Source organism: Ruegeria sp. YTSA108, from assembly GCF_059610185.1.
Genome location: NZ_JBXWND010000001.1, coordinates 101,742 through 121,964 on the forward strand (window position 1 = coordinate 101,742; position 20,223 = coordinate 121,964).

The window sequence follows — 20,223 nt, forward strand, 5'->3', positions numbered from 1 at the left end:
CTTGTCAGGCCGATGAGTTGCTCTAGTAAGTTCCTCACTCAAAAGCAAGAAACCGCACCAATTTCTTGACGCGGTTCCATATATTGGAGGTTCTGTGGCCCTATTTCTCGGGGATCAGCCCTCTTGGACTGAATCTAAGAACAATCAGCAGAATCAACCCCATCGTGAACAGTCGCATATGGGCCGCGCTGTCGATCAGATGCGTCTTGAGCGCACTGCCATCGGGCATTCCGGACGTGATCAGGTTCATAATCCACAACCCAATCGGTTCGACCTGGACCCACAGGAACCAGATGAGGAACGCGCCCAGCACAGCACCAAAGTTATTGCCCGATCCGCCCACGATCACCATGACCCAGACCAGAAATGTAAAGCGCAGAGGGTTGTAGGTACCCGGCGTCAACTGCCCGTCCAGCGTTGTCATCATCGCGCCCGCGATACCGCAGATGGCAGAGCCCAGAACGAAGATTTGCAAATGGCGGCGGGTGACATCTTTACCCATCGCCTCGGCTGCAACCTCGTTGTCACGGATGGCGCGCATCATGCGGCCCCAAGGGCTGCGCAGCGCCATCTGGGCCATCCACAGCAGGATCAGAAGAACAACCATGAACAGCAGGGAATAGCCCAGCTTGACCGACAGGGTCGAGGCGATGACAGGGTCCAGCCCAAACCAATCGGCACGGGCAATGAAGGAAGGATCCTGCTGTAGCTCAACCTCATAGCCGACCACGGGCGAAGGGCGTGGGATGCCGTAGACATTCTTGACACCTCGGGCCAGCCAGTCCTCGTTTTTCATGATTGCGATGATGATTTCGGCAATCCCAAGCGTCGCAATCGCCAGATAGTCCGAGCGCAGGCCAAGGGCTGTTTTGCCGATCAGCCACGCGGCACCGGCGGCTAGCACGCCACCCGCGGGCCAGGCCAACAGAACTGGCAGATTCAACCCGCCAAGGTTGCCCGCAACGGCTGGGTCAATGGCTTCGACACCAGCAACGCTGGGGTCAAACACCGCACGGTAAATGAAAAACCCGGCGATCAGAATCGCGACGATGGCAATCGTCTGCACACGGCCCCTCGGTATTTTTGTTGCCACCACAACCGCCGCAACGACGGTCGCAGCCCCCAACAGCAACGCAAGGACGATCCCGTATCCTCCGGATGACCACGCGCCGGGTGTCGGCGGGGTTGAGACAAGCACAACCGCCAGCCCGCCCAGCGCAACAAAGCCCATAACACCAACGTTAAACAGGCCCGCAAAGCCCCATTGCAAGTTCACCCCAAGCGCCATGATGGCCGAGATCAACCCCATGTTCAGGATCAGGATCGCCGAATTCCAGCTTTGCGTGAATCCGGTCAACAGGATCAGGCCGCCAACAACCACGAAAAGCAGCGTATTTTTGACAGTCTCGGTCATACCGCTTTCCCCTTAAACAGACCTGTGGGCTTAAACAGAAGCACGATAAGCAAGATAACAAAGCTGACCGCGAATTTGTAATCGGTGGAAAGGAATTGGACCAATCCCGATGGCTCCAGATGTTCCGGTGCCAGATAGGTCAGCACCTTTTTCCATGCATAGGTGATCGTCACCTCGGAAAACGCGATGATGAACCCGCCCGCGATAGCGCCCAGCGGGTTGCCGAGGCCGCCGACGATCGCCGAAGCGAAGATCGGCAGCAGAAGCTGGAAATAGACAAAGGGCTTAAAGCTCTTGTCCAACCCGTAAAGCACACCCGCAGTTGTCGCCAGCGCCGCGACAAGGATCCAAGTGATCATCACCACACGTTCAGGGTTGATGCCGGACAGCAGCGCCAGATCCTCGTTATCCGAATACGCGCGCATCGACTTGCCGGTGCGGGTTTTGTTCAAAAACCAGAACAAAAGTGCCACGGCGACTACGGCCACAACCACGGTGATGCCCTGAGAGGTCTTGATCGCCAACCCCTCACGCAGCCCGGTCATTGCCTTGAATTCCCGCGCTGAAACGATGAACCGCTCACCGTCCGAGAACCTTTGATCATCCGGCCCGATTATGAACCGCACCAGCCCGTTCATGATGAACATCACGCCCATCGAGACGATCACCAGAATGACCGGTTTGGCCTTTTGTTCCCGGTAGAAACGGTAAACCAGCCGATCCGTGATCAGAACCAGAACGATACAGCCCAGAATGGCAAAGGGCAGGGCCAGCAGAGCAGTCGGTAACGGCCCGAAACTGACCCCGGCGGCCTGCAGGCCCCATGTGACCAGCACGGCGATCATCGCACCAAAGGCCATCGTGTCGCCATGGGCAAAGTTCGAGAACCGCAGGATGCCATAGATCAGAGTGACCCCCAGAGCGCCCAGCGCCAACTGGCTGCCATAGGCGATTGCAGGAACGAGGACGAAGTTGGAGAGCGCCACTAGGGCGTTGAGGAAATCCATTATTCAATGACCTCACATGTACCGATGCTGGATTGAACTGAGAGATCACCGAGCGCGTTGTAAATCTGTGTACGTACGCTTCGGCCATCAGGAAACACCGTTATGGTCAATCCTGCAATTGGCCCCATTGAAGGGACCAGAAAATGCCGTGCCCCGCCAACCCCAATTTGCTCGATTGGGTTGTTCTGAATGGCGGTGTCAAGTTTGATGGGTTTGGAAGACGACGAATAAGCGAGTGTGGGTGTCCCAGAAAGCGTGCCGGCACTTTCAAGCGAATGGTCGTTAGACCAATCACATTCTATTTCGAATACCTGAGGTAAAGTGTTTGCTGCTTCGGCCAACGCAAAATTGTCTGTTAGACTGATTGCGCAAGCCATGGCAGTAATCCTAACGATCTGGTTCCTTGGCTTTTGAACCACGGCAGACCTATGCCAATCAAGTGAACGGGATGTTGAGCTCAAAATTTGCACTGTGCTCACCCCCCCAAGAAACTCTTACGAACCTCTGGATCGGCCAGCAGTTCCTTGCCCGTACCGGTATAGGCATTCCGCCCTTGAACCAGCACATATCCCTTGTCCGCGATCTCCAAAGCCTGACGGGCGTTCTGTTCCACCATCAGGATCGGCAGTCCGGTGCGGGAAACCTCGATAATCCGGTCGAACAGCTCATCCATCACGATGGGTGAAACACCGGCGGTGGGTTCGTCCAACATCAGCACTTTGGGCTGGGTCATCAGCGCGCGGCCCACGGCAACCTGTTGGCGCTGACCGCCCGACAGCTCTCCGGCGGCTTGGTTGCGTTTGTCACGGAGAATGGGAAAGAGGTCATAGACCTGTTCCATCGTGTCTGAAAAGTCGTCACGACGGATGAACGCGCCCATCTCAAGGTTTTCTTCGACCGTCATCGAAGTGAAGATGTTCGAGGTCTGCGGAACAAAGCCCATCCCCTTGATCACCCGATCCTGGGGCGACAGGTTGGTGATGTCTTCTCCGTCCAGTCGCACAGATCCCGCGCGAACATCCAGCATCCCAAACACGGCCTTCATTGCAGTGGATTTACCGGCGCCGTTGGGGCCAACGATTACAGCGATTTCACCGGCATCGACTGAAATCGTGCAATCATGCAGGATATCCGGGCCCTTGCCGTAGCCTCCGGTCATGGTGTCGCCGATCAGGAATGGGCCACCTTCGACGCGGTGCGTCTTTCCGCTTTTGCGATGTGCGGGCGTCATTGTGCCCATGCCGTGTGTATTGGTGATCGAGGCATCCTTGTTGCCGTGGTCATCCTGATAAGGATTATCGCTCATGCCCCGGCCTCCAGCTTGTCTTTGTTCTTGAGGCCGGTGCCCAGATAGGCTTCGATCACATGCTCATTGGCTTTGATCTCGTCCAGAGTGCCCTGGGCCAGAACCTTGCCCTCGGCCATACAAATGACCGGGTCGCAGATTTTGCCGATGAAATCCATGTCGTGTTCGATGACTACAAACGTATAGCCGCGTTCCTTGTTCAGGCGCAGGATTGTGTCGGCGATGGTCATCAGCAGGGTGCGGTTCACACCCGCGCCGACCTCGTCCAGAAATACGATCTTGGCGTCGACCATCATGGTGCGGCCAAGTTCCAGCAGTTTTTTCTGCCCGCCCGAGACCTGACCGGCCTTGTGATCGGCCAGATGTTCGATGGTAAGAAACTCCAGCACCTCATCGGCCTTGGCCTTTAACGCGCGCTCTTCATTGGCGATGCGTTTGCGGCCGAACCAGGTGTTCCACAGCGATTCCCCGGATTGCGCTCCGGGCACCATCATCAGGTTCTCTCGGCAACTCATCGAGGAAAACTCATGCGCGATCTGAAAAGTGCGCAGCAGACCTTTGTGAAACAGATCGTGTGGTGGCAAGCCGGTTATGTCCTCGCCATCCATGAACACGCGTCCAGAGGTGGGCGGGAGCACACCCGCGATCACGTTGAACAGAGTTGTCTTTCCGGCCCCGTTCGGCCCAATCAGGCCGGTGATCGAACCCTTCTGGATTTCCAGCGATGCCCCATCCACCGCATGAAACCCGCCGAAATGCTTATGCACGTCCTCGACGACGATCATCTTTTCCCCTAGCCGCCGTTTTCGGCGTTCTTGTTTTCACACCCTCATTGAAGAGGTGCGGTCTTTTTTCACTGAAGCAGCCCGGACACAAGGTCCGGGCTGCTTATTTTCAGGTCTTCTCAGGTCAAAATCAACGGAAGTTGACGGTCTTGTTTTCGCCGTCGGTGACTTCGATCTCGCGATACGAACCTGCGCTTTCGCCGGGGCCGATCAGCTCAACGCCGGACGCGCCGACATAGTCGATGTCCTGACCAGCGGCCAACAGTTCCAAACCTTTGGCCAGCTCACCCGGATAGATCTTCTCTCCTGGAGCGTTGGCAACATCTAGGATCTTGCTGCCGTAGTCGGCCGGGTTGGTCGAACCAGCGGCCTGCATCGCCAGCATGAACAGCGCTGCGGCGTCATAGCTTTCAGGCGAATAGGGCGACGATCCGTCAAAACCGGCGGCTTCGGCCATGGCAAAGTACTTTTCAGCACCTTCACCACCTGAACCGGCGATCTGACCGAACGAGCCGTTCAGGTCGGGGCCGACATTTGCGGGCAGCGAGTCACCGATCATGCCGCCGGGCAAGCCGAACGTGTCGAATGCACCGCTGTCCAGCGCCGACTGAATGATGCCCAATCCGCCCTGATCGAGATACCCGGCTACAACCAGAATGTCGCCACCGGCCGAGGCCAGCGCGCCAACTTCGGCCGAGTAGTCCGCTTTGCCATCCTCATGCGCTGCCACGATTGTGACTTCGCCGCCCGATGCCTCGAACGAGGACTGGATCGCGTCTGCCAGACCCTTGCCATAGTCGTTGTTGGTGTAGGTCAGTGCGATTGAAGTGATCCCGCGATCATTCAGGATATCTGCCATCACCTGACCTTCACGTGCATCCGACGGGGCGGTGCGGAAGAACAGGCCGTTATCCTCCATGGTCGACAGACCGGGCGAGGTGGCCGAGGGCGAGATCATGACCATCCCGTTCGGGATCGCGACATTCTGCAGGATCGCTCCGGTCACGCCAGAGCAGTCACCGCCAATGATGCCGGCAACGCCGTCGGCAATCATGCGTTCACCGTTCGAGGTGGACAGGCCGTTGTCGATACAGCCGGTATCAGCGCGCGATGCAGTGACGGTAGAGCCATCCAGCAATTTGCCGGATTCGGTGACTTCGGCCATCGCCATCTCGGCGCCTGAACCCATAGCGGGTGCCAGCGATTCAATCGGTCCGGTAAAGCCGAACAGAACACCCAATGTGACGTCTTCGGCCATAGCTGCGCCCGAAAGAAGGGCGGTTGCTGCAGTTGCTGTAAGCAGCTTTTTCATATGGTTACTCCCAGTTGTGAACGTATTCGTTCTGGGCACGACCCTAGGCAAGCTGTTCGAAAAAGAAAAGTCCTAACGCAAACGTGTTTTTGTGGCGCACAGTTCTAGTTGTTCAGATGTGCCCGGCGCGGTGTTTTCGGTAAGGAGAACGAGATGTTTAGACTAGCTTTGATCTTCATCTTTTCTGTTGTTTCAGGGTTGGCAGGGGCAGAATCGCTAACTACCAACTCCGGATCGGCGCGTGTGACGGCGATGGTGAAGGGGCTCGATACGCCCTGGGCAATCGGCATCCTGCCTGACATGTCCTTTCTGGTAACTGAGCGCGACGGTGATCTTCTGTTCGTGTCGGAGGGAAACATAGCTCGCGTCAAAGGCACTCCCAATGTGGTTGCAAAGGGGCAGGGCGGTTTGCTGGACGTAACCGTTGCCAGGGATTTTTCGCAAAGCCGTGAGGTTTTCCTGACCTATTCCAAGCCTCAACCAAAGGGGGCAGGCACTGCACTTGCGATTGCGCGCCTGTCCGAAGACGGATCAGAGCTGACCGATCTGCGCACGATTTTCGAAGCTGAAAATGGTTGGGATTCTGGGCGTCATTTTGGCTCTCGTATTGTCGAAGCAAAGGAGGGGACATTACTTGTCACTATCGGCGATCGTGGTGATCGCCCGACCGCCCAGGATCAATCGAGTCACAACGGCTCGGTGATCCGTGTGAACCGGGACGGCTCGGTGCCGGCTGATAATCCATTTGTCGGACAACCCGGAATTCAGCCTGAGATATTGTCTTATGGCCACCGGAATCCCCAAGGTGCAGGGCTGGATGCACGGGGGCGCCTATGGGTATCGGAACATGGAGCCAAGGGCGGTGATGAAGTGAACCTAATCCGGCCGGGGCGGAACTATGGCTGGCCGGTGATTTCCTATGGCAAGCACTATTCCGGGCAAACAATCGGCGAGGGGACGGCAAAACCGGGGATGGTGCAGCCTGAATTCTATTGGGACCCTTCCATCGCCCCATCCGGCCTTTTGATTTATTCAGGCAAGCTTTGGCCCGAATGGAAGGGTGATCTATTCGTCGGGTCGCTCAAATTCGACTACATTGCTCGGCTTGAAGGCACTCCATTGACTGAGGTCGAGCAGATCAAGGGCCCTCAGACGGAACGCGTCCGCGACATTGTCGAGGCACCGGATGGATCAATCTGGTTTATTTCCGTCGGGCAGGGCGCTGTCTTTCGCATGACCCCCAGCGATTAAACAGACAAGCGCCCGCTTTGCGCACCGCGCTCACGATAGGGCGTGGTGTTATAATGCGCCCGGTAGCATTTCGAGAAATGGCTAGGCGAGGCAAACCCGCATGCCAGCGCCACGTTGATCACGCTCATGTCGGTCTGCATCAGCAGGTTCCGGGCCTTATGCAGGCGCAGCTCCATATAATAGCGTTTAGGCGACCGGCTGAGGTAACGGCGAAACAGACGCTCTAGCTGCCGTGTGGACATGCCGACCTCTTTGGCCAGAATCGAAGGCGAGATCGGCTCTTCGATGTTTTTCTCCATCATCAGGATGACCTGGCTCAGCTTGGGATGGCGTACCCCAATCCGTGTTGGGGTCGACAAACGCTGTGTGTCCTGATCGGTGCGGATCGAGGAATAGATCAACTGATCGGCCACCGCGTTCGCAAGATCTTCGCCAAAATCCTCGGCGATGATTTTCAGCATCAGGTCGATAGAGGAAGTACCACCGGCTGTTGTCATCCGGTTTCCGTCAATCTGGAATACGGATTTGGTCAGTTCGACCTCATCAAATTCTTCGGTGAAACTGTCCGAGTTTTCCCAGTGGATCGTCGCACGCTTGCCATCCAGCAAACCCGCCTTGGCTAGGGTGTAAGCCGCGGTACACAGCCCACCGATACGCAATCCCCGGCGCGCTTCGCGGCGGACCCAATTCAGAATTTTCTTGGTGGTAGCGGCTTGAACATCGACACCGCCACAGATCAGCACGACGTCATCGCGCTGCAGCTCGGCTAGATCAGCGTCCAGTTTGAACTCGGTTCCTGCGGAACATCTGATTGTCTCGCCGCCTTCTCCAGACAGACTCCAACTGTAAAGCTCTTTGTCGGCCATTCGGTTTGCGATGCGCAGGCTATCCAGCGCAGAGGCAAAACACAGCAGCGAGAATTTGTCCAACAGGACAAACACGAAATGACGAGGGCTGGCCGCAGTGGTTTCCACCGTGACAACTTGGCGTTGCTCTTGCATGGCGAGGTGTCCTTGATTCGGCGCCGTTTGACCCTACGTCCGGCGACAGATTTGACCGCCACCATGATCAAAGCTTGTTTGCGACGTCAAGAGGTCCAAATCGTATATGGCCTCTCACCAAACGTTTTTGTATAGAGGCGACTTGAATACTTCAGCGGAGATCAAAGCTATGACCGAATGGCAAAAAACGAACTGGCGCAACAAGCCCCGGGTTCAGATGCCAGACTATACCGACGCAGCCGCGCTGGCAAAAGTCGAGGCTCAGCTTTCGCAGTATCCGCCGCTGGTGTTTGCAGGTGAGGCACGTCGGCTCAAGCAACATCTTGGTGCTGCGGGGCGGGGTGAGGCTTTCCTGCTGCAGGGCGGCGACTGTGCTGAAAGCTTTGAACAATTCAGCGCGGATGCGATCCGCGACACCTTTAAGGTGATGCTGCAGATGGCCATGGTTCTGACTTATGGCGCAAAGGTGCCGGTGGTCAAAGTGGGCCGTATGGCTGGACAGTTCGCCAAACCGCGCAGCGCACCGACAGAGGTGGTGGATGGCATTGAGCTGCCCAGCTATCGCGGCGATATCATCAACGAGCTGGATTTCACGCCCGAGGCGCGGATTCCGAATCCGTCCAAGATGTTGCAAGCCTATACGCAGGCAGCGGCAACATTGAACTTGTTGCGCGCCTTTTCGACCGGTGGTTTCGCCGATATGAGCCATGTGCATTCGTGGACACTCGGCTTTGCCGATGGCCAGGATGTTCAGAAATACTCTGAAATTGCTGACCGAATTCAGGATTCGATTGATTTCATGGGGGCTGCGGGCATCACCGCGGACACAACGCATGAATTCTCGTCGGTTGAATTCTATACCAGCCACGAAGGTCTGCTGCTTGAATACGAAGAGGCGCTAACCCGTCTTGATTCTACATCGGGCAACTGGTTGGCCGGGTCCGGCCACATGATCTGGATTGGCGACCGCACCCGTCAGCCTGATGGCGCGCATGTTGAATTCTGTTCCGGCGTTCTGAACCCGATCGGTCTGAAATGCGGTCCGACGACATCTGCCGAAGACCTCAAAGTTCTGATGGCCAAACTGAACCCGGAAAACGAAGAAGGGCGTCTGACCCTGATCGCGCGGTTTGGTGCAGGCAAGGCGGGAGAGCATCTGCCGCGTTTGGTCAAAGCCGTCAAGGAAGAGGGCGCCAAGGTGACCTGGGTCTGTGACCCTATGCACGGCAATACGATCAAATCGGCCACCGGCTATAAGACCCGGCCCTTTGATTCCGTGCTGCGCGAAGTTCGCGACTTCTTTGGTGTGCATCAGGCCGAGGGCACGATCCCCGGCGGTGTGCATTTTGAGATGACCGGGCTAGACGTGACCGAATGCACTGGAGGTGTACGCGCTGTAACAGAAGAAGATCTGTCAGACCGTTACCACACTGCCTGCGATCCACGTTTGAACGCGTCGCAGTCGTTGGAACTGGCCTTCCTTGTTGCGGAAGAACTGACAGATCTGCGCCGGAACCGCGGCAAACGCGCAGCCTCCTAACCACTTGGTCAGACGGTTTTAAAAAGGCGGGTCTAATAGGCCCGCCTTCTTTACATTTAATACGCGTTACTCGTTACTTATCCCGTGATACGACCAATCGAAGGTGAAATCCGGGACGTTTGAACTCTTGTTGTTCTTCGGCAAATCCTTCGACAACAGGCTGAACCGGTTGTTGAGGCGCCTGTATTTCTGACACAGCACGCAGTTTATGATGGCTTACATCAAAGCGCCGGGGGGTTGCCCCAATCGCCCCGACACTGACCATGACGCCCAGAACACGGCTGACATCGCCCAATTCGCTTTTCAGCGGTAAAAGGATCATTCGCGCCTGAAGATCCGTGCGCCCAAACCCACCGGTCGAGGCCAATTCAAGTTCAGCAATGGCAGGACCGGCAAAAACCTGTTCAAGGATTTCGTTAACCTGAGTTCGCGCGCTGGGTTCGAAAAAAGCGGTCAGAGGCATTCCCCGAACCTCCATACCCGCCAGTGTGTTCAAGTGACTGCCGGCCAGACGAAACCGGGCCAGACCGGGTGCAATGCGTTCAAGGATGAAGGTGTTAGGCAGGATATTCTCAAGCCCGCGCGGGTCGATCTGAGATCGCATAGGAACACCATCGCCGGGCAGCAAGGCTGTCCAGTACGCTTCGGCCTGTTGTATGGGCGATAGACTGCGCCCACTGTCAAAACGATCCATTGCGACGATCTTTCCAAATTTAGTCCCGGAACCGTTACCGAAAAAGATCTTCATTTTCATCACCCTAACTGCAATCGACCGTCATTTTCATAAAATGCAAGATACCGGGAGCTTTTGCGCCTTGTCGGTACTTGCCTAGACGAGATTGGCACGGGTTGAGTCAATTTTGGAGTAATTCTTTAATGAATGGTTAACCTCTGTCCGACGCTGTCATTCTCAGCAAACTCTTGCCCTGCACACGAGGATGGCATTAGGTGCGGACAAGAACACTGGGCGGGCAAAGCGGAGAAGATAGGCATGATCAGATCCATGACCGGATTTGCCTCGGGCAAGGGAACACATGGTCCACATAGCTGGACCTGGGAGTTGCGCAGCGTAAACGGCAAAGGGCTGGATATGCGTCTGCGGGTGCCTGAATGGCTCACCGGGCTCGAAGCCGCGCTTCGTTCGCGGATTTCGAAAAGCCTGGGCCGGGGGAATGTGACGCTTTCGCTCAAGCTGAGCCGCGAGGAAACGACAGCCGATCTTGTGCTGAATCCAGTTGCGATGGCCGCTGCTCTGGATGCTCTGGCGCGAACGCAGACGATGGCAGAAGAACGGGGACTAGCGCTGGCCCCGTCGACGGCGGCCGAGCTTATTGCTGTCAAAGGCATGTTGGAAACCGGTGGGGATGCGGATGACCCGGCCCCCTTGGTCAAACATCTGATCGGCGCGTTTGACGATTTGCTGAGCGATTTCATTAAGATGCGTGAATCCGAAGGCCGGGCCCTGGCCGATGTGCTTGAGGCGCAGCTATCGCAGGTTTCAAGCCTTACGGAGCAAGCCGCCAAGCTCGCTGAAGAGCGCCGGGATAAAATCGCTGAAAACTTACAAGAAAACCTGCAGCGCGTGATGGATAATGCGCAAGGCGCGGATCCGGATCGGGTTGCACAGGAGCTGGCTCTGATCGCAGTCAAGTCGGATATAACGGAAGAAATTGACAGGCTGAAAGCCCATGTCACTGCCGCACGCGATTTGCTTGCACAGGATGCTGCCGTGGGGCGCAAGCTTGATTTTCTGATGCAAGAGTTCAACCGCGAGGCCAATACGCTGTGTTCCAAGGCACAAAGCGCCGATTTGACATCGGTTGGGCTTGAGTTGAAGGCGGTAATAGATCAGATGCGCGAGCAAGTGCAGAACGTAGAATAATGACAGGAGCGCCCTGATGGCGGATCGACGCGGCCTATTAATCATTCTGTCCTCGCCTTCGGGCGCAGGGAAATCCACGTTGGCCAAGCGTCTGATGCAATGGGACACGGATCTGGAGTTCTCGGTTTCGGCCACAACACGCGCGCCCCGGCCTGGGGAAGAACATGGGCGTGAGTATTATTTCCTGACAGAAGATACCTTTCGACAGCAGGTGTCCGAGGGACAGATGCTGGAACATGCCCATGTGTTTGGCAATTTCTACGGCTCTCCGGCTGGGCCAGTTCGCGAGTCCATCAATGACGGCAAGGACGTTCTGTTCGATGTCGACTGGCAGGGCGAGGTGCAGATTAGGAACTCGGATCTGGGCAAACACGCCCTGTCGATTTTCATCCTGCCACCGTCGATCCCCGAATTGCGCCGCCGATTGGAAAGCCGCGGTCAGGACAGTGAAGAGGTTATTTCCAAGCGGATGCTCAAAAGCTGGGATGAGATCAGTCATTGGGGATATTACGACTATGTGCTGGTCAATGACGATCTGGACGAGACCGAAGAAAAGCTGAAAACCATCGTCAGTGCCGAGCGAATGCGGCGTATCCAGCAACCCAAGCTTCAGGATCATGTCCGTACGCTGCAAAACGAATTCGAGGATCAGTCATGACCATCTATGCCCTTGGCTCTGATGTACCGGAAATCCACGAGGACACCTGGGTCGCCCCAGACGCCAATCTGATCGGCAAAGTCGTGCTCGAGCAGGGGGCCTCGGTCTGGTTCGGCTGCACGATTCGCGCTGATCATGAAGAAATCCGGGTTGGTGAGGGCAGCAATGTTCAGGAAAACTGCGTGATGCATATTGATGCGGGGTATCCTCTGACCATCGGGAAGAACTGCACGATTGGGCATAAGGTCATGCTGCATGGCTGTACGATCGGGGATAATACCCTGATCGGAATGGGGGCCATCGTGTTGAACGGTGCCAAGATCGGCAAAAACTGTCTGATCGGGGCAGGGGCTTTGGTGACCGAAGGAAAAGAGATACCGGATAACTCTCTGGTCATGGGATCACCGGGCAAAGTGGTGCGCGAGATCGACGCTGCAACCGCCCAGAAACTGACCTTCAGCGCCTTGCATTATCAAGAAAACATGCGTCATTTTCGCGATACAATGCGAGAGCTATCCTAGCGTCCAACTGCGTTGCTAAGAGAACTGCCCCTTTATGACCAACGACCAACTTGAAGAAATTGTAACTGCCATCCCGATGCCCGCGCTGATGGTTGACCAGACGGAACGGATTATTGCGGTCAATACCGAAGCAAAGACGTTGTTGGGCCAGAATATCCTGCAGCGGCATTTCGCGACCATCCTCAGACAGCCGCAGGTTATCGAAGCGATTGAACAAAGCCTGCGCACGAAGGGAACGTCCAACACTCGGCACCTGTCCAATGACGGTGCCCAGGATACAACTTTCGAAGTTCAGTGCCGGTATATGAATGGGGTCGGTGCAGTATCCGGCGGTGCGTTGCTTGCTGTATTTCAGGACGTTACGCATGTTGAGCAAGCAAATCAGATGCGACGTGATTTCGTCGCGAATGTCAGCCATGAATTGCGGACCCCGCTGACGGCATTAATGGGCTTTATTGAAACCTTGCGCGGTCCGGCCCGAGATGACGAGGCTGCCCGGGATCGTTTTCTTCAGATCATGAACGACGAGGCAAATCGAATGAACCGGCTTGTCGGTGATCTTCTGTCTTTGAACCGCGTCGAAAGCGAAGAGCGGGTTCGCCCGAAAGAACAACTTGAGCTGACAGCACTTCTTAAATCGACCCTCAATTCTCTGCGCCCGTTGGCAGATGACGCGGATGTAGTGCTGAGCCTGGATGCGCCCGAAGACAAAATAATGCTAGTTGGCGACAGCGACCAGTTGCTCCAAGTATTCACCAACCTGATCGAGAACGGAATTAAATACGGCGGCAGCGGTGGTCGGGTAGAAGTTCGCGTCAAATCTTCGGATCACGATACTGCTATGCGTGGTCCCGGTGTTCGCGTTCAGATCGTGGATAGGGGACCTGGAATCGACCCGAAGCATGTATCGCGTTTGACCGAACGATTCTATCGCGCGGACAGTCATAGGTCACGGCAACTGGGTGGAACCGGGTTGGGCCTGGCGATTGTAAAACATATTCTAAACCGCCATCGCGGCAGATTGCGGGTGGAAAGCGATCTTGGAAAAGGCACTGTTTTTACAGTGATTTTGCCGCGCTGATCGCTTGGATCAAGCCAGTTGTCGGATCTGTTTTGTTTCTTTCACAGCATATGTTCTGTGGCGTATCGGCTGAAAATCCAAACATGTCATGAAACCGTTACACACTTGTCACAAAAGACTTACGCACGACTTTTAGAGGTTCGGCCAAGATCATCATGAGGATGATCCAGAAACATATTTCTCAAGGAGACTGAAATGTCCTTTGTAAAACTGTCGGCTTCGGTTCTGGCTATCGCTGCTGTTTCGGCCACTGCGGCCACCGCGCGTGATCAAGTTCAGGTTGCTGGTTCTTCCACCGTTCTGCCCTATGCTTCGATCGTTGCAGAAGCCTTTGGCGAAAACTTTGACTTCCAGACCCCGGTTGTTGAATCGGGCGGATCTTCGGCCGGCCTCAAGCGGTTCTGTGAAGGTGTTGGCGAAAACACCATCGACGTAGCGAACGCTTCGCGCCAGATCCGTGAAAAAGAGATCAAAGCCTGTGCCGAAAACGGCGTCACCGACATCATCGAAGTTCAGATCGGCTATGACGGCATCGTTTTCGCATCCGACATCAACGGCAACTCGTTCGAGTTCACGCCGGAAGATTGGTACAAAGCTCTGTCCGCTCAGATCGTGGTTGATGGCCAGCTGGTCGACAATCCCAACAAGACCTGGGCCGACGTGAACCCTGCATTCCCAGCGCAGCCGATTGCAGCCTTCATCCCCGGCACCAAGCACGGCACGCGTGAAGTGTTCGAAGACAAGGTGATCCTGGCCGGTTGTGAGCATCTGGGTGACTTTGATGTCTACAAAGCCACAAATGGCGACGACAAGAAAGCCGCTGAAAAAGCCTGTATCGCTCTGCGTACGGATGGCGTTTCGGTCGACATCGACGGTGACTATACCGAGACCCTGGCGCGTATCGACAGCAACAAAGACGGCATCGGCGTCTTTGGTCTGGCGTTCTACGAAAACAACACCGACAAACTGCAGGTTGCGACCATGGCAGGCATCGTGCCTTCGACCGAATCCATCGCAACTGGCGAATACCCGGTATCGCGCCCGCTGTTTTTCTATGTGAAAAAAGCGCATATCGGCGTTATCCCCGGGCTGAAAGAATATGCAGAGTTCTTCGTCGCTGACGAGGTTGCAGGCCCCGATGGCCCTCTGGCTGCATACGGTCTCGTATCAGACCCAGAGCTGGTCAAGGTTCAGGAAATCGTAGCCAGCGAAACCACTTTGGGCGGCGGTTCCTAAGCTTTCACACGACTGAACCGGGGCGGTGTCTACGCCCCGGTTTTCTTAAATCCACTCCTGCCGCTTGACGGAGTTCTCATGGCACTAACCTGGCTGCTGCTCATTTTGCTGGCGATTGCTGTTCTTGGCTATTTTGCGGGCCGGTCCCGCGCGATGGCCAGCGCGGACGGAAACCTGCGCAATCTGCACTCTCTTCCATCCTATTACGGCTATAACGTCGCACTGACGGCTCTGATACCGGGGTTCGTTTTGTTGGTCACCTGGTTGCTGGTGCAGCCCTTGATCGTTAGCAATTCTGCCTCTGGGTTGCTGCCGGACTCGGCAATCCCCGAGGGGTCGACCCGCGGCTTGCTGATGAGCGAAGTGCGCCGGGTCGCCAACGGCCTGGACGGCGCGGTTGCCGCAGGCACCATGACCGAAGACTTTGCCCGCAGCGCGCATGAGGATTTTGCCGATGTGACCGCGAGACTGAAAGAGGCTGGCCAGATCATTACGCAAGAGGTAACCGCACCCATTCTGCTGGCGGCGCAGAAATATCGCTCGATGAGCGCAAGCGGAAACATTGCGATGCAGATCGCGGTTTTGGTTGTGACGCTGATCGGGGCCTCATTTGCCTATATCCGCACTCATAAAGAATTTCGCGCCCGAAATGTTGTCGAACAAGGCATTCTGGCGCTGCTGCTGCTGGCCGCTTCGATCGCAGTTCTGACCACAGTCGGCATCGTCCTGTCCATGTTTTTTGAAACGATGAATTTCTTCGAACTTCATTCGTGGAAAGACTTTTTCTTTGGAAGCACCTGGGCCCCGAACTTCCGGGGCGGAAGTGAACTGTCGATCCTCCCACTGCTGTGGGGGACTTTGTATATTTCTCTGATCGCGTTGCTGGTTGCGGTTCCGATTGGGCTGTACGCTGCGATCTATCTTTCCGAATATGCCTCGAGCGTGGCAAGGTCTGTGGCCAAGCCTTTGCTGGAAATCCTCGCCGGTATCCCAACCATCGTTTACGGTCTTTTCGCGCTGCTGACGGTCGGTCCGGCACTGGTATCTGTGTTCGGGCAGGGGGGAGCTTTGGGCGTTGGTTGGATGGCCAGTTCGAACGCTGTACTCACGGCGGGTCTGGTCATGGGCATCATGCTCATCCCGTTCGTGTCGTCACTTTCTGACGACATCATCAACGCGGTGCCCCAGTCGATGCGAGACGGATCGCTAGGCCTAGGCGCAACGCATTCCGAAACTGTCAGGCAGGTCGTCCTGCCGGCAGCTTTGCCCGGGATCGTAGGGGCAATCTTGTTGGCCGCCAGCCGCGCAATCGGTGAGACGATGATTGTCGTGATGGCCGCCGGTGCGATTGCCAAATTCTCAGGAAACCCTTTCGAAGCCATGACCACAATCACCACTAGGATCGTCAGCCAGCTGACCGGGGATACTGATTTCGCAAGCCCGGAGACTCTTGTGGCCTTTGCCCTGGGTCTGACCCTGTTCATCATCACGCTGGGGCTGAACATCTTCGCCCTCTATATCGTGCGCAAATACCGGGAGCAGTATGAATGACTGACATGTCCCAAAAACAAGACGCAGCATCTGCCGCTAAACACAAAGGGGCTTCGCTGTTCAATCAGGACACACAAACCAAGCGTCGCAATGCGGCCGAAACCCGGTTCAAATTGTACGGTATCGCGGCCATTGGTATCGGTCTTGTGATGTTGATTGTGTTGGTGACTAATATCGTCACCGCCGGTACGGGCGCTTTTCAGCAAAGCTTCCTAGAGCTGACGGTTGAGCTGAAGGAAGACAAGCTCGACAAAAAGGGCAACCGTGACATCGCGGATATCAGCAAGGTTTCGACCTTCGGATACGCGCCTTTGATCGCCTCCGCACTGGAGGTTGAGGTGCAGAAACTGGGCATCCAGTCCGATCTGTCGCCCAAAGAGATGGGGCAAATCCTGTCCAAATCCGCACAGGCGGACCTGCGCAACTACGTCATTTCGAACCCGGATGAGATCGGTACGTCGGTCAGCTTCCGCTTTTTGGTGAACAGCCGCGTTGATGGCTATCTGAAGGGCCGTGTGACACGCCAGTCCATCGCAAATGACAAAAGCATCTCTGTCGCACAGCTGGACTTCGTGGATCAGTTGCGTGCTGCTGGTGTGCTGTACAAGGCGTTCAACCCTGACTTTATCTTCGGGGCGGACGCCTCCGATCAGCGGCCCGAGGCTGCCGGGATCGGAGTATCCATGCTGGGTTCTCTGTTCATGATGCTGGTCGTGTTGGCACTGGCCTTACCGATCGGGGTCGCCGCCTCGATCTATCTGGAAGAATTCGCGCCTCAGAACCGGTTTACCGATATCATCGAGGTGAACATCTCGAATCTGGCGGCCGTTCCTTCGATTGTATTTGGTATTCTGGGCCTGGCCGTGTTCATCAACTATATGCACCTGCCGACCTCGGCCCCGCTGGTGGGTGGTCTGGTTCTGACGCTGATGACGCTGCCGACGATCATCATTTCGACCCGCGCGTCGCTAAAGGCGGTGCCGCCGTCGATCCGGGACGCCGCGCTGGGGGTAGGGGCCTCGAAAATGCAGGCAGTGTTTCATCATGTGTTGCCACTGGCCGCACCTGGCATCCTGACGGGTACTATTATTGGCCTGGCGCAGGCGCTTGGTGAAACTGCGCCGTTGCTGCTGATCGGGATGGTGGGCTTTATCGCCTCGAACCCGCCGGATGGAATAGTGGACGGTTTTCTGTCTCCGAACTCGGCCATGCCAGCACAGATTTACGAATGGTCCAAGCGCGCCGACCCGGCCTTTTACGAACGCGCATGGGGGGGCATCATTATCCTTCTGCTTTTCCTGGTAACAATGAATGCAATCGCAGTCATCCTGCGCCGTCGCTTTGAACGCCGCTGGTAAATGGGGTCAATTATGAACGATATGACACGAGTGGAGAGAACCGTGGACGCCAAAGACATCAAGATCGCCGCGAACAAGGTTCAGGTTTATTACGGTGAAAATCACGCCATCAAAGACGTCGACGTCAGGATCGAAGACAAGACCGTCACCGCCTTTATTGGTCCCTCGGGTTGCGGAAAATCCACCTTCCTGCGCTGCCTGAACCGGATGAACGACACGATCGACATCTGCCGTGTCGAGGGCGATATCCTGCTGGATGGCGAAGATATCTATGACAAACGCGTCGACCCGGTTCAGCTGCGTGCCAAGGTCGGCATGGTGTTCCAGAAACCGAACCCGTTTCCCAAGTCGATCTATGACAATGTGGCCTACGGCCCGCGTATCCACGGGTTGGCCAGAAACAAAGCTGAACTGGACGAGATTGTTGAGAAATCACTGCGCCGCGGCGCCATCTGGGATGAGGTCAAAGACCGTCTGGATGCCCCCGGAACCGGCCTGTCCGGCGGTCAGCAACAGCGCCTGTGCATCGCCCGTGCGGTGGCTACGGAACCTGAGGTTCTGCTGATGGACGAGCCGTGCTCGGCCCTTGATCCGATTGCGACTGCGCAGGTCGAGGAACTGATCGACGAATTGCGGTCGCGATACTCGGTGGTGATCGTTACCCACTCGATGCAGCAGGCCGCTCGCGTCAGCCAGAAGACCGCGTTTTTCCATTTGGGCAACCTTGTCGAGTTTGGTGAAACCGGACAGATTTTCACCAACCCAGAAGATCCCCGCACCGAAAGCTACATCACCGGCCGTATCGGCTGAACATAGGTATTCAGAGATGACAGAACAACATATCGCATCCGCCTTCGACCGGGATCTGGAAGCCATTCAGGCGCATATCATGAAAATGGGCGGCCTCGTCGAAGCCGCAATCATGAGCGCGGCACGGTCGCTTGAGTCGCGCGATGTCGAACTCGCGCAAGAGGTGCGTCAGGGCGACAAGGCCATTGATGCGTTGGAAGAGCTGATCAACGAAGAAACGGCGCGTTTGATCGCGCTGCGTGCGCCAACAGCAAGCGATCTTCGTCTGGTCCTATCGGTATTGAAGGTTTCCGCCAACCTGGAACGTATCGGCGACTATTCAAAGAACATAGCCAAACGCACGACGGTCCTGGTCAATACCAGTGAGATCAATGGCAGTGCCGCCGCCTTGCGACGTATGGCACGTGAGGTCGAGCGGATGCTCAGGGACGCTTTGGACGCCTATGTCCAGCGCGACGCTGAGCTGGCGGCGGATGTCATCGAACGTGATGAGGAAGTCGACCAGATGTATAATGGTCTGTTCCGAGAATTCCTGACTTTCATGGCAGAAGACCCACGCAACATCTCATCCTGTATGCACCTGCATTTCATCGCCAAGAATATAGAACGTATGGGCGATCATGTGACGGCGATTGCCGAGCAGGTCGTTTATCTGGTGACCGGAGAGCGCCCGACAGAAGCGCGTCCCAAAGCCGATTTTACATCGCAATCCGTCTAGGAGATTTGAGAATGTCCGCTGATCAACCGACCGTTCTGGTTGTCGAGGATGAGCCGGCTCAGCGCGAAGTCCTGGCCTATAATCTCGAGGCAGAAGGCTTTCGCGTATCCAAAGCAGCCAATGGTGAAGAGGCCATGTTGCTGGTCGATGAAGACAGTCCGGACATTATCGTACTGGACTGGATGATGCCCAATCTCAGCGGGATCGAGGTTTGCCGCCGGCTGAAAACCCGCTCCGACACGCGGTCGATTCCAATTATCATGTTGTCGGCCCGGTCGGAAGAAATCGACAAAGTACGAGGTCTGGAAACCGGGGCTGATGACTATGTGGTCAAACCCTATTCGATTGTCGAGCTTATGGCCCGGGTACGCACCCAGTTGCGGCGTGTCCGGCCTGCGACTGTAGGAATTAGGCTGGAATTCGCAGACATCGTTTTGGATTCTGAAACTCATAAGGTCAGCCGCGACAGCAAACCACTAAAGCTTGGCCCAACCGAATTTCGCTTGCTGAGCACATTCATGGAAAAGCCGGGCCGCGTCTGGAGCCGAGAACAGCTATTGGATCGCGTCTGGGGGCGGGATATTTATGTCGATACACGAACGGTCGACGTTCATATCGGCCGCTTACGCAAAGCACTAACGCAGTATGGTGGAGATGATCCGGTTCGCACTGTTCGCGGTGCGGGATACGCGCTGGGTTGAACGCGTGGGGCAGGCGGATGCAAGCTATGAGTTTTACTCAAGGGTGGATGCGAAACTCTTACTGTTTTTTGACGGGCCGACGGGTTAGTTT

At 55.9% G+C, this 20,223-nt stretch carries 20 protein-coding genes; 12 read left to right on the plus strand and 8 right to left on the minus strand.

Annotation, left to right across the window (positions count from 1 at the left end; translation table 11 throughout):
• Positions 1-100 precede the first annotated feature (100 nt).
• From AC2FHW_RS00515 to AC2FHW_RS00540, 6 genes are all read right to left on the minus strand, one after another.
• Entirely contained in the window at positions 101-1,414 is a 1,314-nt protein-coding gene (locus AC2FHW_RS00515; RefSeq protein ID WP_496821301.1) for a branched-chain amino acid ABC transporter permease, read from the minus strand.
• Positions 1,411-2,421, minus strand: coding sequence for a branched-chain amino acid ABC transporter permease (locus tag AC2FHW_RS00520; protein ID WP_282021241.1), 1,011 nt, complete (start codon positions 2,419-2,421; stop codon positions 1,411-1,413). Before AC2FHW_RS00520 ends, AC2FHW_RS00515 begins: the two co-directional genes overlap by 4 nt.
• On the minus strand, positions 2,421-2,798 hold the full coding sequence (locus AC2FHW_RS00525; RefSeq protein ID WP_496821302.1) for a hypothetical protein: 378 nt from the start codon (positions 2,796-2,798) through the stop codon (positions 2,421-2,423). The genes AC2FHW_RS00520 and AC2FHW_RS00525 overlap by 1 nt, the downstream gene beginning before the upstream one ends.
• Before the next feature lie 98 nt (positions 2,799-2,896).
• A complete protein-coding gene (locus AC2FHW_RS00530; RefSeq protein WP_142633769.1) occupies positions 2,897-3,727 on the minus strand; it encodes an ABC transporter ATP-binding protein in 831 nt (276 codons plus the stop codon).
• Positions 3,724-4,512 (minus strand): ABC transporter ATP-binding protein, encoded by a 789-nt coding sequence (locus AC2FHW_RS00535; protein WP_271947144.1) that lies wholly within the window; start codon positions 4,510-4,512, stop codon positions 3,724-3,726. Before AC2FHW_RS00535 ends, AC2FHW_RS00530 begins: the two co-directional genes overlap by 4 nt.
• Positions 4,513-4,642: 130 nt before the next feature.
• Positions 4,643-5,824: an ABC transporter substrate-binding protein gene (locus tag AC2FHW_RS00540; protein WP_142633772.1), complete on the minus strand. Its 1,182-nt coding sequence runs from the start codon at positions 5,822-5,824 to the stop codon at positions 4,643-4,645.
• Between the two features lie 153 nt (positions 5,825-5,977).
• Here AC2FHW_RS00540 and AC2FHW_RS00545 point away from each other — a divergent pair, with 153 nt between their 5' ends.
• Positions 5,978-7,075 (plus strand): PQQ-dependent sugar dehydrogenase, encoded by a 1,098-nt coding sequence (locus tag AC2FHW_RS00545; protein ID WP_496821303.1) that lies wholly within the window; start codon positions 5,978-5,980, stop codon positions 7,073-7,075.
• Here the strand turns inward: AC2FHW_RS00545 and AC2FHW_RS00550 are convergent.
• Positions 7,072-8,076, minus strand: coding sequence for a GlxA family transcriptional regulator (locus tag AC2FHW_RS00550; protein WP_271947140.1), 1,005 nt, complete (start codon positions 8,074-8,076; stop codon positions 7,072-7,074). The genes AC2FHW_RS00545 and AC2FHW_RS00550 overlap by 4 nt on opposite strands.
• A gap of 169 nt (positions 8,077-8,245) precedes the next feature.
• Here AC2FHW_RS00550 and AC2FHW_RS00555 point away from each other — a divergent pair, with 169 nt between their 5' ends.
• A complete protein-coding gene (locus tag AC2FHW_RS00555) occupies positions 8,246-9,616 on the plus strand; it encodes a class II 3-deoxy-7-phosphoheptulonate synthase (RefSeq protein WP_142633778.1) in 1,371 nt (456 codons plus the stop codon).
• A gap of 73 nt (positions 9,617-9,689) precedes the next feature.
• Here the strand turns inward: AC2FHW_RS00555 and AC2FHW_RS00560 are convergent, their stop codons facing one another.
• The gene (locus tag AC2FHW_RS00560) at positions 9,690-10,364 is read right to left on the minus strand and encodes a PAS domain-containing protein (RefSeq protein ID WP_416383910.1); all 675 of its coding nucleotides are present in this window, start codon (positions 10,362-10,364) and stop codon (positions 9,690-9,692) included.
• Between the two features lie 243 nt (positions 10,365-10,607).
• Between AC2FHW_RS00560 and AC2FHW_RS00565 the strand changes: the two genes are divergently transcribed.
• The 10 genes from AC2FHW_RS00565 (at position 10,608) to phoB (ending at position 20,132) form a co-directional block, all read left to right on the plus strand.
• A complete protein-coding gene (locus AC2FHW_RS00565; RefSeq protein WP_271947135.1) occupies positions 10,608-11,498 on the plus strand; it encodes a YicC/YloC family endoribonuclease in 891 nt (296 codons plus the stop codon).
• A gap of 16 nt (positions 11,499-11,514) precedes the next feature.
• Positions 11,515-12,156: a guanylate kinase gene (gene gmk, locus AC2FHW_RS00570; RefSeq protein WP_142633784.1), complete on the plus strand. Its 642-nt coding sequence runs from the start codon at positions 11,515-11,517 to the stop codon at positions 12,154-12,156.
• On the plus strand, positions 12,153-12,677 hold the full coding sequence (locus AC2FHW_RS00575; protein ID WP_142633786.1) for a gamma carbonic anhydrase family protein: 525 nt from the start codon (positions 12,153-12,155) through the stop codon (positions 12,675-12,677). Before gmk ends, AC2FHW_RS00575 begins: the two co-directional genes overlap by 4 nt.
• A 34-nt stretch (positions 12,678-12,711) precedes the next feature.
• Positions 12,712-13,758 carry a sensor histidine kinase gene (locus AC2FHW_RS00580; RefSeq protein ID WP_142633788.1) on the plus strand — a complete coding sequence of 349 codons (1,047 nt, stop codon included), beginning with the start codon at positions 12,712-12,714 and terminating at the stop codon, positions 13,756-13,758.
• Between the two features lie 195 nt (positions 13,759-13,953).
• Entirely contained in the window at positions 13,954-14,994 is a 1,041-nt protein-coding gene (locus AC2FHW_RS00585; protein ID WP_496821304.1) for a substrate-binding domain-containing protein, read from the plus strand.
• A 78-nt stretch (positions 14,995-15,072) separates the two neighbouring features.
• Complete coding sequence (gene pstC / locus AC2FHW_RS00590; protein ID WP_142633792.1) at positions 15,073-16,545, plus strand: phosphate ABC transporter permease subunit PstC; 1,473 nt, start codon at positions 15,073-15,075, stop codon at positions 16,543-16,545.
• A complete protein-coding gene (pstA, locus tag AC2FHW_RS00595; protein ID WP_496821305.1) occupies positions 16,542-17,903 on the plus strand; it encodes a phosphate ABC transporter permease PstA in 1,362 nt (453 codons plus the stop codon). Before pstC ends, pstA begins: the two co-directional genes overlap by 4 nt.
• A gap of 12 nt (positions 17,904-17,915) precedes the next feature.
• Positions 17,916-18,713 (plus strand): phosphate ABC transporter ATP-binding protein PstB, encoded by a 798-nt coding sequence (gene pstB, locus AC2FHW_RS00600; RefSeq protein ID WP_142633794.1) that lies wholly within the window; start codon positions 17,916-17,918, stop codon positions 18,711-18,713.
• Positions 18,714-18,729: 16 nt separating this feature from the next.
• Positions 18,730-19,431, plus strand: coding sequence for a phosphate signaling complex protein PhoU (phoU, locus tag AC2FHW_RS00605; protein ID WP_271947126.1), 702 nt, complete (start codon positions 18,730-18,732; stop codon positions 19,429-19,431).
• A gap of 11 nt (positions 19,432-19,442) precedes the next feature.
• Positions 19,443-20,132, plus strand: coding sequence for a phosphate regulon transcriptional regulator PhoB (phoB, locus tag AC2FHW_RS00610; RefSeq protein ID WP_142633798.1), 690 nt, complete (start codon positions 19,443-19,445; stop codon positions 20,130-20,132).
• Positions 20,133-20,223 lie beyond the last annotated feature (91 nt).